The following is a 20,567-nucleotide window of genomic DNA, read 5'->3' as shown; positions in this document are numbered from 1 at the left end:
TCAAATAACTCTTCAAAATTTTGTGTTATAATTAATTAAGTCATTCAAATTAAGGTGGTAAAGATGGAAATTAAGTATGATAAAAATAGTATAATCAAAATACTAAAAAATAAAAAGATCAAAGTTACCCCAAATAGATTTAAAGTTGCTTTTGAGCTTTTTAACTGTGACGAACATCCATCAATTGATGAATTACATCAAAAGTTGGTAAGAAATAATGAAAATCGGATTTCTTTCACGTCCGTGTATAATATTTTAAAATTATTTGAAAACGCTGAATTAGTAAAAGAAATCTTAATTGATAATAAAATCCATTACGACTCTAATATTACCCCTCATGCACACTTTATCTGCGAAAATTGTGGGGAAGTTCAAGATATCGAGTTAAATAAGCTAAATTTCTTAGATGAACGTAAATTATTTAACTTTAAAACTTTTACTGAAGAAGAATTAAAAAACAATAAAATCAACTCCTTTGAAATCAATTTTTATGGAATCTGTGGAAAGTGTTTAAAAGAAGAAAACAGTGAGGAATAAATCGGTGTATCTACCTCACTGTTTTCTAATATAATAAAAACTTTTAGATATAACGTCAAACTTACCAAAAATTAATCAAATTTCACTTTGAGATCCTTATTTGCTTTTACTTCGTCCAATCTTTTGATAGATAAAGTCATAGGCGCATTTTTTAAATTTTGTGGTTCTTCCTTTGCTTCTTCTACTATTTTCTCGTATATAGTAGCAACTTCATTCAATGTTTCTTTGCTTTCAGTTTCAGTGGGTTCAATCATCATAGCTTCATCCACAATTAAAGGAAAATAGACCGTTGGAGGATGAATATCATAATCTAAGAGCCTTTTTGCAAAATCCAATGTACTCACCCCATAATCTTTCAATGAACTCCCCTTGATTACAAATTCATGTTTACAGACATCTGGGTAAGCAACGTCTAAAAATTTAGATAATTTTTCCTTCAAATAATTCGCATTTAAAGTGGCAAGTTCGCTAACTTTCTTCAAGCCTTCTTTTCCCATTGATAAGATGTAAGTGTATGCTTTTACTAATACCAAAAAATTACCGTAAAAGCTTCGTACTTTACCAATGCTTTTAGGGATATCATAATCAAAATAATATTCACCACTTTCTTTCATACCCACGACAGGTTTAGGTAAATACTCTTTTAAAAAAGACTTAACCGCTATTGGTCCACTTCCTGGTCCTCCCATTCCATGAGGAGAGGAAAATGTCTTGTGAAGGTTTAAATGAACAACATCGAATCCATTATCTCCAGGTCTCACTTTACCCATTATCGCATTTAAATTTGCTCCATCGTAGTACAACAAGGCGTTGTTTTTGTGCATCAAATCGGATATCTTCGGAATATCTTTTTCAAACAATCCCAAAGTATTTGGATTTGTAAGCATAATTGCAGCGGTATTTTCATTTACTAAAGACTTCAAATGATCTAAATCGACTCTTCCTTCGTTATTTGAATTAACTTTAACTACTTCAAACCCTGCCATTACCGCAGATGCTGGATTAGTGCCGTGGGCAGAATCCGGGATAATAACCTCATTTTTATGGCCTAAATTGTTTTCTTGCAAATATTTTCTGATAATGAGCATTCCCGTAAGTTCTCCATGTGCTCCAGCGGCAGGCTGCAGGGTAACATTATCCATCCCTGTTATTTCTTTGAGAAATTCTTGTAATTCATACATCAATTCCAAGACACCTTGTATAGTACTTTCCTCTTGATAGGGATGAACAAATTTGAATCCACTCAAAGAAGCAACCTCTTCATTCAAAAAAGGATTGTATTTCATTGTACAAGACCCCAAAGGATAAAAACCTCTATCAACCGAATGGTTTAAACTGGTTAATTGATTATAATGTCTAACAATATCAACTTCGTAAAGTTCTGGCAGATCCGGATCCTCTTTTCTAATCAAATGTTGTAGAATATCTATTTGAGACTCTTCAACATCCAATTTTGGAAGTGAATATGACTTTCTTCCACTAACTGATTTTTCAAATATCAATTTCATGATAATCCCTCCAAGAAAGAACATAAAAAGTCAATATCTCTTTTTTTAGTCAGTTCTGTTGCACAAAATAGTACGTTATTCTCCATTTCTTTATAAAAATTCTTCAGTATCAAAGGTCCAAAATAATGTTGTTCCAACAGTTTTTCGTTGAGAAGTTCAGGATCAATTTTGCTTTCTAATACAAACTCGTTAAAAAATGGCCCGTCAAATACAGGTTTGAATTTTTCAGTCTCTAACAATTTTTTTGCTAGATAATGGGCTTTATGATAATTCTGCAGGGAAACTTCTTTTATTCCTTGCTTTCCCATCACGTTCATGTACAAAGAAGCCAGAAAGGCATTAAATGCGTGATTTGAACATATATTAGAAGTAGATTTCTCCCTTCGTATATGCTGTTCTCTTGTTTGTAAAACCATGCAAAAACCTCTTTTACCATCTTGATCAACGGTTTCTCCAATAATTCTGCCAGGCATTTTTCGTATATACTTTTTCTTAGAAGCGAAGATACCTAAACCTGGTCCTCCAAAAGAAGGTGTGTTTCCTAAAGATTGACCTTCTCCTACTACTATATCGGCTCCAAATTTTCCAGGGGCTTCTAACAATCCTAAAGAGATTGGATAGGTAACAACAATGAAAACAACCTCATTAGGAACCTTCTCTCTTATCGTTTTTAAATCTTCTATTACACCAAAAAAATTTGGATATGAAACCACAACACAAGATGTTTCTTGGGTAATCTTAGAAGTTAAATCGTCTAGATCTAATTGACCTGTTTCAGATACATAATTAATTTGTTCTATATTAATTCCCTGTACTTCAGTATAGGTTTTTGATACTTCCTGATACTCGGGATGAACCAATTTAGACATCAAAACATGATTTTTGCCATTAATTCTTTTTGCCATTAAAATAGCCTCTGCTAAAGCAGAAGCACCATCATACATAGAAGAATTAGAAACTTCCATCCCGGTAAGATTGCAGATCTGAGTTTGATATTCATAGAGTATTTGAAGGGTACCTTGAGAGACCTCAGCTTGGTAAGGCGTATAAGCGGTTAAAAAATTTCTGTTTGAAGCTAAAGGGTATATAACAGACGGAATATAATGATTGTAAACGCCAGCACCTCTAAAAATCCCGTATTCTTCTATATTTTTATTTAACCGAGACAAATCGGTTAACTTCTCTTTAACTTCTATTTCACTCAAACCGGATGGAATATTCAACTCACCTTTGAATAGTGCTGGAACATCTTGATAAAGTTCGTCGATATCTTTTATTCCCAAAAAAGAAAGCATTTCTTCAATGTCTTTTTGGGTGTGTGGTAAATAAGGAAAATCGTTCATTATAACATCTCACCTCTTTTTATTATAATATCTCTATCTTTAGGAAAGCTAAAAGTTGATATAGTGCCCCTTCACACCGCTCCGCACCTCACAGTTGACCCACAGTCTAGCCCAACTGTTTGTTTTTATTTTAGGCTTTTTACACTCCCTTTATAAAACGGAGTTTTCACAATCTCAGCTTCTAATAACTTGTTCCTTGCCTTTATACTCACAATGGTTCCTAATTTTGAAAATTCTTTACTCACATAACCTAAGGCTAAATTCTTCCCCAGAGTTGGAGACTTTACACCACTTGTTACAAGCCCTATCTTTTCGTTGCCCTTGTAAATTTCATAGCCATGTCTTACAGGCATTTTATCATGTATTTCCATACCCACTAATTTTCTTTTGATTCCTTCTTCCTTTTGTTTCAGCAAAACTTCCTTACCGATAAATTCTTTATCAAAATCTACAGTCCATTTTAATCCTGCTTCCAAGGGAGTTGTATTTTCATCCATATCGTTACCATACAAAAGCATTTTAGGCTCGAACCTTAAAGTATCCCTGCTTGCTAAACCACATGGCTTGCCATCAACCTCACTAGCGAGTTGTATAAGTTGGTCCCAAACTTTTACAGCGATCTTTGGAGGTAGGTACAACTCAAAACCATCTTCACCGGTGTATCCTGTCCTTGATAATATTACTTCCTCACCTTCTAGTCGAATAACTTCAAAAGAATAATATTCTATACTATCCAGATCAATATCTTTAAGATATTTTTGCAGTTGATCCTGAGATTTTGGACCCTGAAAAGCTATTTGGCAATACTCGTCACTCTTGTTAATAACCTCAACATTAAAAGAAGACGATTGACTTTTTACCCATTCAAAATCTTTTTGAGTATTAGATGCATTGACTACCAACATGATCTTTTCTTCGTTAAACTTATAAGCAAGAAGATCATCCAAAATGCCGCCATTTTTATTACAAATGGGTGAGTAAACTATTTTGCCGTTGGTTATTTTTTCAACATTATTTGTAATCAAGTAATTAACAAATTTCTGAGCATCTTCCCCTACCACAAACAACTCCCCCATATGAGATACATCGAACACTCCAACACAATTTCTAACGGCGTTGTGCTCTTCAATTATAGAAGAATACCATAATGGAAGCTCCCATCCGGCAAATTCTCCAATCTTAGCTCCAAGTTCATAATGTCTTTGATAAAGCGGAGTCTTTTTAAGCTCTGACAAAGTAATTCCTCCTTTCTCAAACTCTCTAATTATCTCTTTAGCTGTATCAAAATCTTTATCTTCGACGTACAAATCATAAATTACCCCCTCACCGAAGTACTCTCCTCCTATTCCAATGGGAGATTTTAAAAATACTTGTATACCATTATTCTCCAAAATTTGTTTCAACATCTGGCTCTGAGAATAATTACAATAATCTTTTATTTTTTTCATCATCGACCCACTCCTCAACCAAAAGATATTATTCAACTTTAATTATATCATTCTTTGAAAAAGTTAGAAAACAGAAATATTTTCAATTAGAAAGGATTAAAGACAATTAAAGGCGGATAAAGAAGTTTAAATCAATTTTTCAAACAGACTGTAAAACTACGTACCTATTATCCTCAGTGATTCCAAAGGCTGTTAATTTTCCACCGTACACACATCCAGTGTCAATATCAATACTTATTATTTTCTTACTCTCATCTCTTTTCACAAAGATTTTATCTTCACCTGTCAAATGCAATGTTGGAGTGTGACCATGAATGACGGTATAATTATAATACCTTTCTGACACATCTAAAAATTCATCCCTTATCCATAGCAAATCCCATTTATCTTGTTTGGAAAATGGTTTGTTTGGATTTACTCCCGCATGAACGAACAAATATTTCTCGTTTCCTACTTCCATTTCATAATATAGAGGTAAGTCTTTTAAAAAGGTTATATATTCCTCACCGATATTATTATCGAAACTTCTAATTGTCGATAATGCTCCATTGTAAAACCATACACCATCACCATACTCATGAGTTTTTTGGTAATAGTCTACCATCATATCGTCATGGTTCCCTTTTAGAAAGATCCGATTTTTCTGTTTGCTTAAAGCTATCAAAAGATCCAATACTTTTTTTGAATAGGGCCCTCTATCCACATAATCACCAAGAAAAATTACTGTGTCAGAATCTTTTATCTGTGTTTGTTTCAAAAGTGAAATTAAAGTATCGTACATACCATGGATATCCGAAATTGCCCAAATCAATGGTAACCCTCCAATATAATCATATCTCTATCAAAAAAACGGGCAGGAAACCTGCCCGTTTTTTGGAATTTACTTCACCATATCTTTCAATTCTTTACCAGGAACAAATTTTGGAACCATCTTTTCTGGAATTTTTATGGCCTTTCCAGTTTGTGGATTGACCCCTTTTCTTGCTGCTCTTTTCTGAACTTTAAAAGTTCCAAAACCAACTAGTTTAACCTCTTCTCCCTTACTTAAAGCCTCAGACACTACATCAACAAAAGTATCAACAAAACTTTCAGCGTCTTTCTTTGTTACGTTAGCTTTCTTTGAGAAAGCATCAACTAAATCTTTCTTATTCACAAACATTCCCCCTTTCACAGATAAAGATGTTTAAATCCTCATTCTATAGAACTTCAACGCAATTATACCATAAAACCTAAAAAATATCTATAATAAATCAATATTATGAAAAATCATTCGTATTTCTCTAATATTTTAGCACTTTCTAACATAAGAAGCAAGCTTTTTATAGCTTTTGCCCTGTGACTTATCCTATTTTTTACGTCTTTACCTAATTCTCCAAAAGTATTATCGTATCCCTCAGGAATAAAAATGGGGTCGTAACCAAAGCCATTCTTCCCTCTTATCTCAAATGCTATTTTACCATAAACTTCCTCTTGACAACTCACCAAAATATTTTTTTCTGGATTAAAATACGTCGCTGCGCAAGCAAAATAAGCGGTCCTGTCTTTTTTATTTTCCAACATTGATAGCAATTTCTTCATTTTCTGCTCATAGGAATAATTTTCCATGAACCTTGCAGAGTTTACGCCCGGAAATCCTCCAAGTGAGATTATAGACAAACCTGAATCATCTGAAAAAACTGGTTTTTTTATTAATTTTGAATAAGCCCAAGCTTTAATAACAGAATTTTCTACATAAGTTTCACCATATTCTTCTACTTCAAAATTATCTTCTTTGATTTCATCAAATATATATTTTACAGTAATACTTCCATTTATATTGATATTTTCAAGAATTTCATTGATTTCCCTAACCTTGTTTCTGTTTGATGTAGCCAAATACACCTCAATCAAAATCTTCAGCCGCCTTTTTTAGTTCAATTATCTCTTGTGAAGGATTTTCAGAATAAAACACACTGGCACCAATAATAAAAGTGTTAACACCACTTTGATGAAGTAATCCAATGTTCTGTTTATTCACTCCGCCGTCTACCATTATTTCAACATTCAAACCTTTTTCATCTGAAATTTTTCTCAATTTTCTTACTTTTTCGTAAGTACTTTCTATAAAATGTTGACCAGTAAACCCTGGATTAACAGACATAATCAACACCTTATCCACATACGGAAGAATTTCTTCTAAAAGTGACACCGGAGTATGCGGATTTAAAGTAACACCTGCGTCACATCCCAACTCTTTGATCTTTAATATGGTCCTATGTAGATGTACCACCGTTTCATAATGTACCGTTATGCTATTCACATACTGAGAAAATTTTTCTAAATATTTATCAGGTTCAACAATCATCAAATGAGCATCTAAATATATATCTTTAATTTTTTTTCTAATCGATTCTATGATCGGAAAACCAAAAGTAATGTTTGGAACAAACACTCCATCCATAATATCAAGATGTATCCCATCAGCGTCTTTAGAAACTTTTTCTATCTCTTGAGCTAAATTCAAAAAATCTGCTGCTAATATGGAAGGATAAATTTTGATCAAACTAAACACCTCTATTGTAATTTTAGTGAACTGTCTTCTATTTCTTTGTATATTTGACAATAATTGGTATATCTACTAAATGAAATTTGTTCTCTTTCTACAGCCTCTTTAATTTCACACCCAGGTTCAACCGTATGGGAGCAGTTAGAAAACTGGCAAAAACCGTTGAATTCTAAAAATTCTTTGAAATAATACCTTAGTTCGTCTTTTTTTATTCCCCTCAACTCCAAACTTGAAAAACCCGGTGTATCGACTATATACCCTCCAAAATCAAAATAAAGCAGTTCAGCATAGGTTGTAGTGTGTTTACCTCTACCTAGTTTTTTGGAAATTTCTCCTTCTCGAAGTTTCAATTTTGGGTCTAAAACGTTCAATAAACTAGACTTTCCTACTCCAGAAGGACCTGCAAAGGTCGATACTTTGTTTTTTAAATATGATTTTAATATATCTAAATTATTTTTCATTATTTTCGATGTAGGAATCACAGGATAAATTTTACCATATATTTCTATAAATCTTTCCATTTCTTTTTTTTCTTCATCACTTAAAAGTAAATCCGTTTTGTTTAACACTATAACTATATCCAACTTTTCTTTTTCAGCGAGAACTATAATTTTATCGACTACTATTAAATCTACTTGAGGCTCTTTAATTGAGATAACTAAAACAAGTTGATCTAAATTTGCTACCCGGGGCCTGTACAATTCATTTTTTCTCTCTAAAATGTTTTCGATTCTTCCATAACTTTGTTCTTTAGAATATTCAACATAATCACCAACAATGGGGCGAATCTTCTGTAATTTAAATCTACCGGGGAGGAAGCAGTTAACTTTTTGATTACTTTCCAAATCTTGAACGGTTACCTTATCTGAATGAAATCTAACAACTATACCCTTTCTCCAACTCATTGATTACTCCCTTCATATTCACCAACATAGAGAATCACCCTTTCTCCACTATAATTATTTCCTGGTGTTGGAGACATGTTCAGTACCACATCATTTTCCTCAGGTTTATAAGTTAATTGATTTCTTATTTCAAAAGCTATGTTGTACTCACTTAGAAACTGTTTTGCTACTCCGGAAGGTATTCCGATCAGATCAGGAATCTTCAGAGTATTCATCTCTCTGAGTTGGACTATCACGTGATGCCCCTCTTTTACCTTGGTACCAGGTTCAGGATCGGTATACAAAACTTTTTCTCCATTACCTACGACGTTTGGAATTAGATTTAATTCCTCTAAAGAAGAAATTGCTACCTTTTTATCTTCTCCGATCAAATATGGAATCTCAACCGTATTCGAACTATTGGCAAAAACTGTCATAAAAAAAAAGGCAGATATTCCAGAGGCAACTATCCCTAAAATAAAAAATATCAAATTTTTTATTAGCTTTCTTACTTTAATCATTATTTTCACCTATTAACTTCTTTTAACTCTCTAGTTCTTAATTGACCACATGCAGCTGATATATCACTGCCTTTCTCAGCTCGCACAACAGCATCAATTCCATTCTTTACGAGAGTATCCAAAAAAGCTTGTATAAATCTTTTCGATGGTTTTTCAAACCCTGCGGGATTCGTATTGACAGGAATTAAATTAACCATCACTTTCAAATCACCAAATAGTTCAACTAATTTCAAGGCGTCTTCTTTTGAATCATTAAATCCTTTTATCAAAATATACTCAAAAGTAACTCTCTTTTTTGTTTTTTTCTGATAAATTCGGCATGACTGAATGACCTGCTCTACTGGATATTTATGATTTATTGGCATTATTTGGTCTCTTTGAAGATTCGTTGGTGCGTGAAGTGAAACAGAAAGACGAAACTCTTTGTTCAAATCTCCTAATTCTTCAATTTTATGAGGAATTCCCGCGGTTGAAATGGTTATATGTCTTGCCCCTAATTTTTTCATCTTTGGATGGTTTAAGATCTCTATACTTTGAACCACGTTGTTAATATTTAATAATGGTTCACCCATTCCCATGTATACAACGTTTTTTACATCCATCTCTTTATCTTTTTCCATAGCTAACAGTTGACCAACGATCTCACCAGTTGTTAAATTTCTAACGTAACCGCTTTGTCCAGTAGAGCAAAAAGAACATTTCAGTGGGCAACCAACTTGTGTTGAAATACAAGCTATCGTTCTTGAAGGATAGTATATAATTACCGCTTCAACGGTGTTCTTATCCTCTAACTCAAAAAGATACTTAGTCGTTCCATCTATCTTTGAAACCTGTTTTTTAATAATATTAGGCATTGATATCTTAAAGTTATCGCTGAGCTTTTTTCTATCGTCTTTAGACAAATTAGTCATTAACTCAAAATCAAAAACTCTTTTCTTGTAAATCCAATCACAAATTTGATCAGTTCTGAACTTTTCAAGTCCTAATTCATTAAGCAAATAACTTTGTAAATCCGAATATTGAAAATCTAAAATGTTTTTTGTTTGCATATAACTTCCTCTCCATTAAAATATATACTATTAATCTGCCCTGTGACTCTTTTAAAACCAGCAGCTTAGTTTTAAAGCGTTTATTATAAGAATATCTTCTAAATCTTACTTTTAGCGAACCTTTGCCCCGCTACCCACCCATGAGGATTAAAAAATTCTTATCCCTTCGCCCAACACCCCGTTCGTAAGGAAAAGGAGCTTTTATCTTTCATTCCCGCTCCGCCCATTTAAGGAAGGAAAATATTAGCTTTTCCCCACAATAAATATCAATAACTAAGATGAAAAGAAATAATTTGGAGCTTCACGTGTAATCTTTACATCATGTGGATGACTTTCTGTTATACTTGCTGTTGTAATTTTTATAAATTTAGCCTTTTGCTGTAATTCCTTGATATCTCTTGCACCAACATATCCCATTCCAGCTTTGACTCCTCCAACTAATTGTATTATAACATCTTTTACCTCACCTTTGTATGCTACCATAGCTTCAACACCTTCTGGCACAAGCTTCTCATTTGGTGTCTCTTCTTGAAAATATCTATCTTTGCTCCCTTTTTCCATTGCTGCTATCGAACCCATCCCCCTGTATGTTTTAAACTTCCTGCCTTGATAGATTACCGTTTCGCCAGGTGCTTCTTCAGTACCTGCAAAAATACTTCCCATCATCACAGTGGAAGCCCCCGCTGCTAAAGCCTTAACGATATCACCAGAATATCTTATTCCGCCGTCAGCTATAACAGGGATATTGTATTTATTCGCTTCTTCTGAAACCTTCATAATTGCAGTTAATTGTGGTACCCCAACCCCAGAAATAACTCTCGTAGTACATATAGAACCTGGTCCAATTCCAACTTTTACTGCATCGGCTCCACTTTCTATTAACATCTTGGCAGCTTCAGCAGTAGCTATATTTCCAGCAATTACAGGGAGTCCTGGAAATCTCTCTTTTATCTTTTTTAAAATTTCAATAATATTTTTTGTATGTCCATGTGCGGAATCTAAAACAACAAAATCAACCCCTGCATCAACTAATTCTTGCGTTCTTTGTAAACCATCTGAAACACCAACAGCAGCCCCAACGACTAATCTTCCTTTATCATCTCTTGTTGCATTTGGGTTTTCAATTACGGAAGTAATATCTTTTATTGTTATCAAACCCTTTATATGTCTTTTATCATCTACAATAGGCAATTTCTCTATCTTATTCTGATGAAGTATCTCTTTCGCCTCTTCCAAAGATATATGTGAACCAGCAACAACTAAATTTTTGTAGGGAGTCATCAATTCTTTGGCTTTTTTTCCCATATTTTGTTCAAACCTAATATCTCTATTGGTCAATATTCCTAAAAGAACTTTATCATTATCCACAACTGGCAATCCGCCAATTCTGTACTCTCTCATGATCTTTTCAGCTTCTTTAACGGTTGTATCGGGAGTAATTGTAATGGGATCGTATATAATCCCGTTCTCTGTCTTTTTTACCTTTGAAACCTCGTAGGCTTGCTGTTCAATCGACATATTCTTATGAACAACCCCAACGGCACCTTCTCTTGCCATGGCTTTTGCCATTTGAGATTCACTCACAGTATCCATAGCTGCAGAAAGAAAGGGGATTTTTAAATGGATATTTTTTACTAAACGAGATGTTGTATCAACCCTACTCGGTACAACTTCACTATACTGTGGTAGTAACAACACATCATCAAAAGTGAGATACTCTTCCATTTCTCTGCCTCCTTACCCTGGTGAATATTATCTTTAAAAATCTGTTTTAGCGCCCTTCACCCCGCAACCCACCCTTCTAAGGAAAGGACCTGCGGTCCCTAAAACCTAGCAGCGGGAGGGCTTCACCCTGTAACCCCTTTAAAATCAAAATATTATTACTGTCGTAAAAAACTTTCAAATTCTGATTTAGCGCCCCTTCGCCCCGCTGCCCACCCATAAGGAAAAAGGGCTTTAGCTATTTCGCACCGCTCCGCCCATAAGATGAAAAGTTTTGGTATATAAAAAATGAGGGAATACTTCCCTCATATTGGTGGAGTCGATGGGACTTGAACCCACGACCTCTACCGTGCCATGGTAGCGCGCTCCCAGCTGCGCCACGACCCCGTAAATATAGAAACTTCATTTAAGCATAAGAATTATAACACAACTGATCTCTTTTTTCAAGCATTTTTTTTAACACAAAATCACAATTTACAATTATTTTTATTATTTTAGCCTATAAAACATTAGAATTCAAGCCTACTTATTAATGTTCCCTCAGCATCGTATAGGACTGCAATATCGCTATCGTTATTCCAGATATAAACGCCTGTCCATTTTAAATTGACTGGAGGTTCATCTATTGCATTACGGCCTGACAAGATATTCACACATTCTCCAACTCTAAGTACATAACCATCTGGAAAATTAAACTTTTGGTTTCCAACTTCGCTAACCAAAACCCATCCTGTTAAATCTACGTCTTCATCAGTATTGTTGCAGATAGTAACCTTTTCATCAGAAACATCTAAGTTCGTAATCAATATAGAAGTTTTTTGTGGTGCTGATTCTTGAGCATCTTCCATAAGATTAACCGTGTTAATTGGTTCAACGTTAAAATTTATTTTATTCCCATCACTAATAGCTATAATATGTCCCTGCAAATCTGTACGAAAAAGATCTACCTTATACATTTCTAATCCTTCTAATATTTCCTGTGCTGGGTGACCGTAATTATTATTTTTACCAACAGAGATAACCGCATATTTTGGACTAACTTCCTTTAAAAACTCTTTAGAAGTTGATGAATAGGATCCATGATGGCCGACCTTAAGAACATCTGCTTTTAAAAACATACCGTTATCTATCATATCTTTTTCAGAAATTCTATCGGCATCTCCAGTAAAAAGATAAGAAGAATTTCCAAAATCTAACTTCATAACAGCACTCCAAGAATTAAGATCTGTTCCATAATTTTTCACCGGTCCAAGAAAATATACAATACTGAATGAAGGACAACCTATCACAGCCGCTAATGCGGAATTAATTAAAGTCATTCCAGCCTTAGTTGTTTTAATGTAGGTTCCCTCGTTTCTCACTTCTAAAACAAAATCATTATAGGTTTTCGTGGTGTGGGAAACATCCGGGGCATACACATTTTCAACTTCAAAAGCTTTTAAAACATCATCTAACCCACCTATATGGTCTGCATCAGGATGAGTAGCTATCAAATACTCTATATCATCAACATCTTGGGATTTGAGGTAAGTAACTACATCGTCACCATACCAATTATTACCACCGTCAATTAAAATATCAACATTATTTGGTAATTTTATATAAACTGAATCACCTTGGCCAACATCAATAAAATGAACTTCAACATTTGAAGTTATAGGAAGAGATATGCCTGATTTTTCTAAAAATGGCAAATAATCTTCAATAAGCTTTATTAATTTTTGGGTATAGTTGACTTTCCAATAAATTTGTTCATCTGTTTGATGACTGCTAACGTAATTCCAGATAAAGCTTGGAAAATTAAAAGATAGAGAAAGGGAAAAAGGAAGAAGTAATATACAAAATATCAATAGAACCTTCTTCATAAGCATCTCCTCACTACTTTGTTGTTTATTATATTTTATCATCAAATCATAAAATTACCTCTCTTAAAACTTTAAACCATAAATATGCTATAATATTATAAACCACATAGGAGGCGATTTTTATGAAAAAGTATCTAAGTGTTTTCTTTACTGTGTTGTTTTTATTTTCAACGACTTTCGCTTTCAAAGTAACCATGGTTACCGACGTAGGAGGACTAGGAGACAAATCATTCAACGACGGAACATGGCAAGGAGTTTTAAGAGCCAGGAATGAATTAGGTGTAGAAATCGCCGTAATCCAATCATCTGAACAGACAGATTATTTACCAAATCTTTCCAATGCTGCAAGGGATTCAGACGTGGTAATCGCTGTTGGTTTCATGATGACGGATGTTTTATTCAATGTAGCTCCTCAATTTCCTGAGGTTTATTTTGTAGGAATAGATATCGAACCATCTCCTGGACAAGTAGTCCCCTCAAACGTTGTTTGCTATGTTTTCAACGAGCATGAATCCAGTTTCCCAGCTGGTTACTTAGCCGCTATGATGAGCAAAACTGGAAAAGTTGGATTTATAGGAGGAGTTCCAGTCCCTGCCGTTACCAAATTCGAAGCAGGATTCAAAGCAGGAGTTAAAGTATACAATGAATTACATAATGAAAATATTCAAGTTATATCGGGCTATGCTAACACCTTTAACGACCCTGCTTTAGGAAAGAATCTGGCTCTAACACAAATGGAAAATGGCGCTGATATTGTCTTTCATGCTGCAGGTCCAACAGGTAACGGAGTAATTGATGCTGCTAAAGAAAAAGGAAGTAATCTATATAATCTCCCTCCAAATGCCCCCTTAGTACAAATCATCGATAAATACTATGAATTAGATAAAAACTTTTTTGCAATAGGTGTGGATGTAGATCAAGATTACATGGCTCCGGGCTACGTATTGACAAGTGCAATGAAAAGGGTCGATACAGCTGCTTTCGAAGGCATTCAAGCCGCCATGTCCATAAGAACCTTCGAATCTGGTGTCTTTAGATTAGGTATGAAAGAAGACGGTGTAAGTATAACTCCTATGAAGTACACAAGAAGCATGGTGCCCATTAGATATTTTGTCGAAATCGAATATCTAAAAAAATTGATAAAAGAAGACAAATTGAAAATACCTTCAGATCCTTCAAAAATAGGTTCGTTTGAGGTTCCTGAGATTACCTTCCCATATTAATCAAAATATCCCGCTTCCTGCGGGATATTTTATATTTTAATAAACACTCTCACCAACCATATTCACCTATTAAAGGCACAAACATACAACCATCAGAGTATTCAACCTTTGTATTTCCATCTTCTAACTTGGTTATTTTATGTAAACGCTGAAAAGATTTAGAACCGATTGGAATTACCATTCTTCCTCCCACTTTAAGTTGCGAAAGCAAAGGGTCAGGAACTTTTGGAGCTGCCGCTGAAACTATAATTCCGTCAAACTCAATCTTTTCTTTTGTCCATCCTTTTGTTCCATCTCCAACCTCTAAAACAATATTTGTATATCCTAATTCCTCAAATTTACTTCTGGCTCTTTGGGTTAACGTTTCGTTTCGTTCTATAGTATAAGCAAGACGTACAATCTCTGCCAGTAAAGCCGTTTGGTAACCAGAACCAGTACCAATTTCTAAAACTACATCGTTTTCTTTTAACTCTAATAGTTGAAGCATCAAGCCAATTATATAAGGCTGAGAAATAGTTTGTCCTTCGCCAATAGGCAAAGGGCAATCATCATATGCATACCTTTCATGATTTTTTGGAACAAACAAATGTCTTTTAACCTTCAAAAAGGCATTCAGAACCTTTTTATCGGTGATACCTCTCCTTTTAAGTTGATACTCAACCATCATTCTATTTTCTTTCTCAAAATCCATCAAAATTTTCCTACCTTCGACGAAATATATTCATCTATTGCCTTAGCAGCTCTTTTACCTGCTCCCATTGCCTCGATAACGGTTGCAGCCCCTGTAACTATGTCTCCACCTGCCCAGACTCCTTCTACAGAAGTAACGCCGGTAACGGGATCTGCCTCTATATACCCCCATTTATTCAGCTTCAATTCAGGAAATGCGTTGAGTAAAACCTTGTTCGACTCTTGACCTATAGCTACTATAAAAAGATCTGCAGGTATTTCAATATCACTGTTTTCAATTGGTATAGGTCTCCTTCTGCCAGAAGAATCGGGCTCTCCAAGCTTCATCTTTTGACAAATTACGCTTGTCAATTCTCCTTTTTCGTTTCCTTTACACTCTATTGGATTAGTCAGCCACATAAAATTAATTCCTTCTTCAACTGCGTTCTCATATTCTTCCTTTCTTGCAGGCATCTCTTGCTCCGTTCTTCTATACACTACTGTGACGGCTTCAGCACCAAGCCTTAACGCCGATCTTGAAGCATCCATCGCAACGTTACCCCCGCCAACAACTACCACGTGTTTTCCTATCTTAACGGGTGTATCAACCAAAGGGAATTCATATGCTTTCATCAAATTAACCCTTGTTAAAAACTCACTTGAAGAATAAACCCCATTCAAATTTTCTCCAGGAATATTCAAGAATTTGGGGGTTCCCGCACCTGTACCTATAAATATAGCATCGAACTCTTCTTTCATTTCGTCTATTGTAATTGTCTTTCCCACAACAACATCTGTCTCAATTTCTACTCCCAACGATTTCACATATTCTACTTCTTCAAAAACTATCTCTTTTGGAAGTCTGAACTCAGGGATACCGTAGGTCAACACCCCTCCGGGTTTGTGCAAAGCTTCAAAAATTTTAACGTAATATCCCATCTTTGCCAGATCTGCTGCCACCGTTAGCCCAGCAGGCCCTGCCCCCACAACAGCAACCTTTCCTTTGATATTGTTTTTTGACACTTGGATATCATTCTTTTCATTTTTTCTTTGAACTCTTCCCCAATCCGCCACAAACCTTTCTAATCTACCTATGGCAACTGGTTCAAAGGTACCTGATTTACCTAAGGTACATGCACCTTCACACTGGTTCTCTTGCGGACAAACCCTTCCACAAATAGCAGGCAAATTATTGTAACTCTTCAGTATTTCTGCGGACTTGGCAAGATTACCTTCTCTCAACTCTCTTATAAAACCTCGTATATCTATACCAACGGGACATCCTTTTATACAATTATATGCACTATCAGGACATTGTAAGCATCTATCGGCTTCCATCATAGCCTCTTCCAAACAATAACCATATGCAACCTCTTGAAAATTGTGCTTTCTCTCTTCGGGAGGTTGTTTTTTCACAGGAACTTTATTCCTCAAAATCTTTTTTGGACGTTTTTTCTTTTTTTCTTCTAAAGACTCCTTTTCCTCGACTTTGTACTGCCCCAGTCTCTTTAACAATTCATCCCATTCAATGAGCTCACCATCAAACTCAGGACCATCCACACAGGCAAATTTAACGCTATCTCCAACTGTTACCCGACACCCCCCACACATTCCTGTTCCATCTACCATAATTGGGTTCAAAGACACTATTATTGGAAACCCAAGTTCTTGAGCTGTCTTTGTGGCAAACTTCATCATAATAACTGGTCCAATAGCCCAAGCCTTATCTATTTTTTCTCCATCTGAAACTACTTTTTTCATACCATCAGTAACCAAACCTTTTATGCCTTTTGATCCGTCATCTGTTGTTACTATCAACTTATCAGAAAGCTGTGTAAACTCATCTTCTAAAATTAAAAGATCAGCGGTCCTTGCTCCCATAATTGATATGACCCTGTTGCCTTTTTCTTTCAAAGCCTTTAAAATAGGTAAAATTGGAGCAACACCTATACCTCCACCAATCAACAATACCGTCCCATAATAATCTATTTCTGAAGGATTACCCAAAGGGCCAACGACGTGGGCAAATACATCACCATTTTCAAAAGTCGCCATTTTCCTCGTACTTTTACCAACCACTTGAAATATGAGTCTTATTTTATCCTGAGTTTTATCCACTATAGTTAAAGGAATCCTTTCTCCATCTTCGTCAGCTATAACTATAACAAACTGACCAGGTTGAGCATGTGCTGCTATCTTTGGTGCTTCAACCCAAACACTGTACACATCTTGAGCTAACTTCTTTTTCTCGGAAATTTCGAACAAAACTTCCACCCCTTTAGTTTTTTTCAATATTTCTTTTAAGGTATTCTCGCGACCGTTCGTACAAAGTCAGTTAAATATTCCCCAATATTTGTAGATTTTTTAGCAACTTCAGACCATTTATTTTGCAAGCAGCTTCCCAAAGCCAATTCTCTAAAGCTTTGGTATCAAGATTATTTTGAGCCATTTATTATCCTCCTAGGTTCGCATACAATAATTATAATCAAAATTTATCAAAATGAATAACCTTTTCAAGGGGCCTTTTTGGAACATGAAAATTACCTTTTTCATCCATGTGATATTTTACGGTATCATCGTTATCCTCTGCAAAAGATTCATGCCCTTTATAACCTAAGGCAACTACAGTGTTGATTTCATAGTCTTGTGGTACTTTTAAAATTTCTCCTAAATTTTCCCTATTTATAGAAACAATGGGGCATCCGCCTATTCCTTTTGACCACGCAGCTAATAAAATATTTTCAAACGCTGCTCCTACATCGTGACCAATCCACTTCGTGGCTCTCTGCTTGTTGACTAAAATAATAATATATGCGGTTGGTTTTTCTCCTTCTTTAGGGGTTCCTTTTGGGGATATGTAGGCAGCCCAACTTAAATTTTCAAAGACTTTGTTGCAGATTTCTTTATCTTTTACAATTATAAACTCTAAAGGTTGTTTATTCGAAGCGCAAGGTGCTAACCTTGCACAATCTACTAAATCTTTCAATATTTCATCATCGATGGTCTCTTGCTTGAACTTTCTGATGCTTCTTCTTTGCTTGATTATTTCTATTAAATCCATGTTGTTGTTTTCCCTCCATTAATTATTTTTGTTAATGTTTTTTTAGAAGTTCTAAACCTTACTTTAGCGCCCTTTCACCCCGCTGCCCACCCATAAGGAAAAAGATGTTTTAATCCCTTTATCCCACACAAGCCCACCCATAAGGAAAAAGGTGTTTTAATCCCTTTATCCCACACAAGCCCACTCACAAGGAAAAAGGTGTTTTAATCCCTTTGCCCTGCTCCCCACCCACAGTTAGCTGACATTTCTACTGAATTTCTATTCCCAATTCTTCAAGAGGTATTTTGAACTCTCTTATACCGGATGAATATGGTGCAATTTCGTAAAGTTGATAGACTACAACAAAATCTTCATTTGTAATATAATAATCTCGATCATACCCTATTGTATCTATACTTTCATTAAAATAAATTTGAGGATTTGCATTTATTTCTTCAATTATATGTTCTTTGATTATTTTAAAAGATTGACCTCTGTGATCACTATATAAACCCAAGAAATCGTATAAATTGAGAAATTTACTGAGAGTTAGATCATAATTGTACGTTTTTCTTGTAGTCATTGGATGAGCCTGATGATAGACATAAGACAAATAGTCAGCGTAAAAACTCACAAAACTATTTGAAACAAATCCTATTTCCGATTCTATAACTACTTGAACGTATGGTTCCTCAGATTCGTCTATACTATTTCTAAGACCATAAAGTTGATCGAGATATTGACTTAAGAAATTTTCAACATCTTTAGCTAAATAACTATTTAAAAGAAAAGCACTAGGTGCATCCTTTGTACCGTAAAAAAATGGAATACTTACCCTTCCACCTAAGTTTTCTGTTAATTCTGATGATAGGGTTACATATTCGATTGAATAGAGTGTCATAGAAATCATTGTAAACATTAAAAATATACCTACAACCTTTTTCATAGTTGTTCTCCCCTTAAAGTAAGTTTTTGATTGATTCAAGATACTCTTTAATTATGCTTTTTGATCTTTCAAACTTTTCTGTTTCTTCCTCATTCAAAGTTATATCGATAGTTCGTTCTACTCCACCTTTGTTTATTACCGCAGGATATCCTATGTAGATATCGTCCAGCAGCACGGAAGGTGTATACACCCTACCTTCATTCTTTATTATCGATTCTACTAACGCAGTTGTTGCCGAAGCTATCCCATAATTAGTTGCACCTTTTTTGTTTATTATATTGTAGGCAGAATTTTTTACATCTTCAAAAATCTTATTTAGATCGATATTACAACTGTTCTTGTACGGACAATTGCGGCAAAAACCTTTAATCGGAACGCCTCCAATCATCGCGGAACTCCACGCTGCCAACTCCGAGTCACCATGTTCCCCTATTATATAGGCATGTACACTCATTGGAGATATACCACAATTTTTTCCTATTAAAGCCCTTAATCTTCCGGTGTCCAATATTGTGCCAGTTCCAATTACCCTTTTAGATTCAAAGCCTGTTACTTTCCACACAACATAGCTCATAACATCAACAGGGTTCGTAATATTTATTACCAACGTATTTGGAGCATATTTCTTTATATTTTCTGAAATGCCTTTTATTATTTTAGCATTTTTTATGGTCAAATCTAATCTCGTTTCACCAGGCTTTTGAGCAGCTCCTGCTGTAATTATTACTATATCGCTTCCTTCTATATCACTATATTCGCCAGCCCTTATAATCATTCTTTTGTGAAAGGTTGTAGCATGTAGTAAATCCATTGCTTCACCTTCTGCCATTTCTTTGTTGAGGTCGTAAAGAACTATCTCGTCAGCAACTGCTGAATTTATTAAAGCAAAAGCGGTACTTGAACCAACTCTTCCCGTTCCTATTATACTTATTTTCAAAATTATATCCCTCCCATTTTTGATGTTTTACTAACCCTATAGAAAAATCGATTTAGCAACTATTTAAATATAGGAAACCTAATTTCTGGAACATGATCGTGATCTATCAATATATCTTCAGCTCTCATCAAAAAAGTCATTGAACAGTGAAACTCTGGATAATCAATCATAATTCTCACCCCTAATTAATACTTTCAAATTTTTTAAATATTAATAATTTTCCCAGCGCAGTCCACCCTAAAGTGAAGATCTTTCTTAAATATATAATAGCACACATTCCATTATATAAGAAAAACCCTCTTGTAATTTACATAGGGGCTCATTAAATTA

General features: G+C 34.8%; 19 protein-coding genes and 1 tRNA gene. 2 read left to right on the top strand and 18 right to left on the bottom strand.

Going from position 1 to position 20,567, the window contains the following annotated elements; genetic code table 11:
* Positions 1-63: 63 nt before the first annotated feature.
* Positions 64-537, top strand: coding sequence for a Fur family transcriptional regulator (locus AD60_RS09605; RefSeq protein ID WP_103877479.1), 474 nt, complete (start codon positions 64-66; stop codon positions 535-537).
* A 71-nt stretch (positions 538-608) separates the two neighbouring features.
* On the opposite strand, the gene gcvPB is transcribed toward AD60_RS09605, so the two are convergent.
* From gcvPB to AD60_RS09540, 13 genes are all read right to left on the bottom strand, one after another.
* Entirely contained in the window at positions 609-2,045 is a 1,437-nt protein-coding gene (gene gcvPB, locus AD60_RS09600; RefSeq protein WP_103927649.1) for an aminomethyl-transferring glycine dehydrogenase subunit GcvPB, read from the bottom strand.
* Complete coding sequence (gene gcvPA, locus AD60_RS09595; RefSeq protein WP_103927648.1) at positions 2,042-3,388, bottom strand: aminomethyl-transferring glycine dehydrogenase subunit GcvPA; 1,347 nt, start codon at positions 3,386-3,388, stop codon at positions 2,042-2,044. Before gcvPA ends, gcvPB begins: the two co-directional genes overlap by 4 nt.
* Positions 3,389-3,513: 125 nt before the next feature.
* The gene (gene gcvT, locus AD60_RS09590) at positions 3,514-4,839 is read right to left on the bottom strand and encodes a glycine cleavage system aminomethyltransferase GcvT (protein WP_103927647.1); all 1,326 of its coding nucleotides are present in this window, start codon (positions 4,837-4,839) and stop codon (positions 3,514-3,516) included.
* Between the two features lie 136 nt (positions 4,840-4,975).
* The gene (locus AD60_RS09585) at positions 4,976-5,647 is read right to left on the bottom strand and encodes a metallophosphoesterase family protein (RefSeq protein ID WP_103927646.1); all 672 of its coding nucleotides are present in this window, start codon (positions 5,645-5,647) and stop codon (positions 4,976-4,978) included.
* Between the two features lie 69 nt (positions 5,648-5,716).
* Entirely contained in the window at positions 5,717-5,989 is a 273-nt protein-coding gene (locus tag AD60_RS09580) for an HU family DNA-binding protein (RefSeq protein ID WP_103927645.1), read from the bottom strand.
* A 113-nt stretch (positions 5,990-6,102) separates the two neighbouring features.
* A complete protein-coding gene (gene rdgB / locus AD60_RS09575; RefSeq protein WP_103927644.1) occupies positions 6,103-6,726 on the bottom strand; it encodes an RdgB/HAM1 family non-canonical purine NTP pyrophosphatase in 624 nt (207 codons plus the stop codon).
* Positions 6,719-7,378 (bottom strand): ribulose-phosphate 3-epimerase, encoded by a 660-nt coding sequence (rpe, locus tag AD60_RS09570; protein WP_103927643.1) that lies wholly within the window; start codon positions 7,376-7,378, stop codon positions 6,719-6,721. The genes rdgB and rpe overlap by 8 nt, the downstream gene beginning before the upstream one ends.
* 11 nt (positions 7,379-7,389) lie before the next feature.
* On the bottom strand, positions 7,390-8,286 hold the full coding sequence (gene rsgA, locus AD60_RS09565; protein WP_103927642.1) for a ribosome small subunit-dependent GTPase A: 897 nt from the start codon (positions 8,284-8,286) through the stop codon (positions 7,390-7,392).
* Positions 8,283-8,786, bottom strand: a complete 504-nt coding sequence (locus AD60_RS09560; RefSeq protein ID WP_146048844.1) for a PASTA domain-containing protein — start codon at positions 8,784-8,786, stop codon at positions 8,283-8,285. The genes rsgA and AD60_RS09560 overlap by 4 nt, the downstream gene beginning before the upstream one ends.
* A 5-nt stretch (positions 8,787-8,791) precedes the next feature.
* Complete coding sequence (gene rlmN, locus AD60_RS09555; protein WP_103927640.1) at positions 8,792-9,835, bottom strand: 23S rRNA (adenine(2503)-C(2))-methyltransferase RlmN; 1,044 nt, start codon at positions 9,833-9,835, stop codon at positions 8,792-8,794.
* 273 nt (positions 9,836-10,108) lie between these two features.
* Positions 10,109-11,560: an IMP dehydrogenase gene (gene guaB, locus AD60_RS09550; protein WP_103927639.1), complete on the bottom strand. Its 1,452-nt coding sequence runs from the start codon at positions 11,558-11,560 to the stop codon at positions 10,109-10,111.
* Positions 11,561-11,868: 308 nt separating this feature from the next.
* Positions 11,869-11,944 (bottom strand) — tRNA-Ala (locus tag AD60_RS09545).
* 122 nt (positions 11,945-12,066) lie between these two features.
* Entirely contained in the window at positions 12,067-13,422 is a 1,356-nt protein-coding gene (locus AD60_RS09540) for an MBL fold metallo-hydrolase (protein ID WP_158248427.1), read from the bottom strand.
* Positions 13,423-13,544: 122 nt separating this feature from the next.
* Between AD60_RS09540 and AD60_RS09535 the strand changes: the two genes are divergently transcribed.
* Positions 13,545-14,645, top strand: coding sequence for a BMP family protein (locus AD60_RS09535; RefSeq protein ID WP_103927638.1), 1,101 nt, complete (start codon positions 13,545-13,547; stop codon positions 14,643-14,645).
* Between the two features lie 49 nt (positions 14,646-14,694).
* Here AD60_RS09535 and AD60_RS09530 read toward each other — a convergent pair whose 3' ends face one another.
* The 5 genes from AD60_RS09530 to AD60_RS09510 form a co-directional block, all read right to left on the bottom strand.
* The gene (locus tag AD60_RS09530) at positions 14,695-15,336 is read right to left on the bottom strand and encodes a protein-L-isoaspartate(D-aspartate) O-methyltransferase (RefSeq protein ID WP_103927637.1); all 642 of its coding nucleotides are present in this window, start codon (positions 15,334-15,336) and stop codon (positions 14,695-14,697) included.
* Positions 15,336-17,579 carry a bifunctional dihydroorotate dehydrogenase B NAD binding subunit/NADPH-dependent glutamate synthase gene (locus tag AD60_RS09525; RefSeq protein WP_103927636.1) on the bottom strand — a complete coding sequence of 748 codons (2,244 nt, stop codon included), beginning with the start codon at positions 17,577-17,579 and terminating at the stop codon, positions 15,336-15,338. Before AD60_RS09525 ends, AD60_RS09530 begins: the two co-directional genes overlap by 1 nt.
* Positions 17,580-17,799: 220 nt before the next feature.
* Positions 17,800-18,375, bottom strand: coding sequence for a nitroreductase family protein (locus tag AD60_RS09520; RefSeq protein ID WP_103927635.1), 576 nt, complete (start codon positions 18,373-18,375; stop codon positions 17,800-17,802).
* Positions 18,376-18,622: 247 nt separating this feature from the next.
* On the bottom strand, positions 18,623-19,300 hold the full coding sequence (locus AD60_RS09515) for an RsiV family protein (RefSeq protein WP_103927634.1): 678 nt from the start codon (positions 19,298-19,300) through the stop codon (positions 18,623-18,625).
* 13 nt (positions 19,301-19,313) lie between these two features.
* Complete coding sequence (locus tag AD60_RS09510; protein ID WP_103927633.1) at positions 19,314-20,237, bottom strand: L-lactate dehydrogenase; 924 nt, start codon at positions 20,235-20,237, stop codon at positions 19,314-19,316.
* Positions 20,238-20,567: the final 330 nt, after the last annotated feature.

It is taken from the genome of Petrotoga sp. SL27 (assembly GCF_002924605.1).
Taxonomy (GTDB): domain Bacteria; phylum Thermotogota; class Thermotogae; order Petrotogales; family Petrotogaceae; genus Petrotoga; species Petrotoga sibirica.
Note: the sequence above shows the minus strand (reverse complement) of the source record. Positions and strands in the feature narration are given on the sequence as shown.

Bases quoted from the DNA above. Each gene is read 5' to 3' on its own strand.
- rsgA (WP_103927642.1), bottom strand. From the start codon at position 8,286: ATGAGTTGGAGAAAGGGTATAGTTGTTAGATTTCATTCAGATAAGGTA.
- AD60_RS09530 (WP_103927637.1), bottom strand. From the start codon at position 15,336: ATGGATTTTGAGAAAGAAAATAGAATGATGGTTGAGTATCAACTTAAA.
- gcvT (WP_103927647.1), bottom strand. From the start codon at position 4,839: ATGATGAAAAAAATAAAAGATTATTGTAATTATTCTCAGAGCCAGATG.
- AD60_RS09520 (WP_103927635.1), bottom strand. From the start codon at position 18,375: ATGGATTTAATAGAAATAATCAAGCAAAGAAGAAGCATCAGAAAGTTC.
- AD60_RS09605 (WP_103877479.1), top strand. From the start codon at position 64: ATGGAAATTAAGTATGATAAAAATAGTATAATCAAAATACTAAAAAAT.
- AD60_RS09515 (WP_103927634.1), bottom strand. From the start codon at position 19,300: ATGAAAAAGGTTGTAGGTATATTTTTAATGTTTACAATGATTTCTATG.
- gcvPA (WP_103927648.1), bottom strand. From the start codon at position 3,388: ATGAACGATTTTCCTTATTTACCACACACCCAAAAAGACATTGAAGAA.
- AD60_RS09560 (WP_146048844.1), bottom strand. From the start codon at position 8,786: ATGATTAAAGTAAGAAAGCTAATAAAAAATTTGATATTTTTTATTTTA.
- rlmN (WP_103927640.1), bottom strand. From the start codon at position 9,835: ATGCAAACAAAAAACATTTTAGATTTTCAATATTCGGATTTACAAAGT.
- gcvPB (WP_103927649.1), bottom strand. From the start codon at position 2,045: ATGAAATTGATATTTGAAAAATCAGTTAGTGGAAGAAAGTCATATTCA.
- AD60_RS09540 (WP_158248427.1), bottom strand. From the start codon at position 13,422: ATGAAGAAGGTTCTATTGATATTTTGTATATTACTTCTTCCTTTTTCC.
- guaB (WP_103927639.1), bottom strand. From the start codon at position 11,560: ATGGAAGAGTATCTCACTTTTGATGATGTGTTGTTACTACCACAGTAT.
- AD60_RS09535 (WP_103927638.1), top strand. From the start codon at position 13,545: ATGAAAAAGTATCTAAGTGTTTTCTTTACTGTGTTGTTTTTATTTTCA.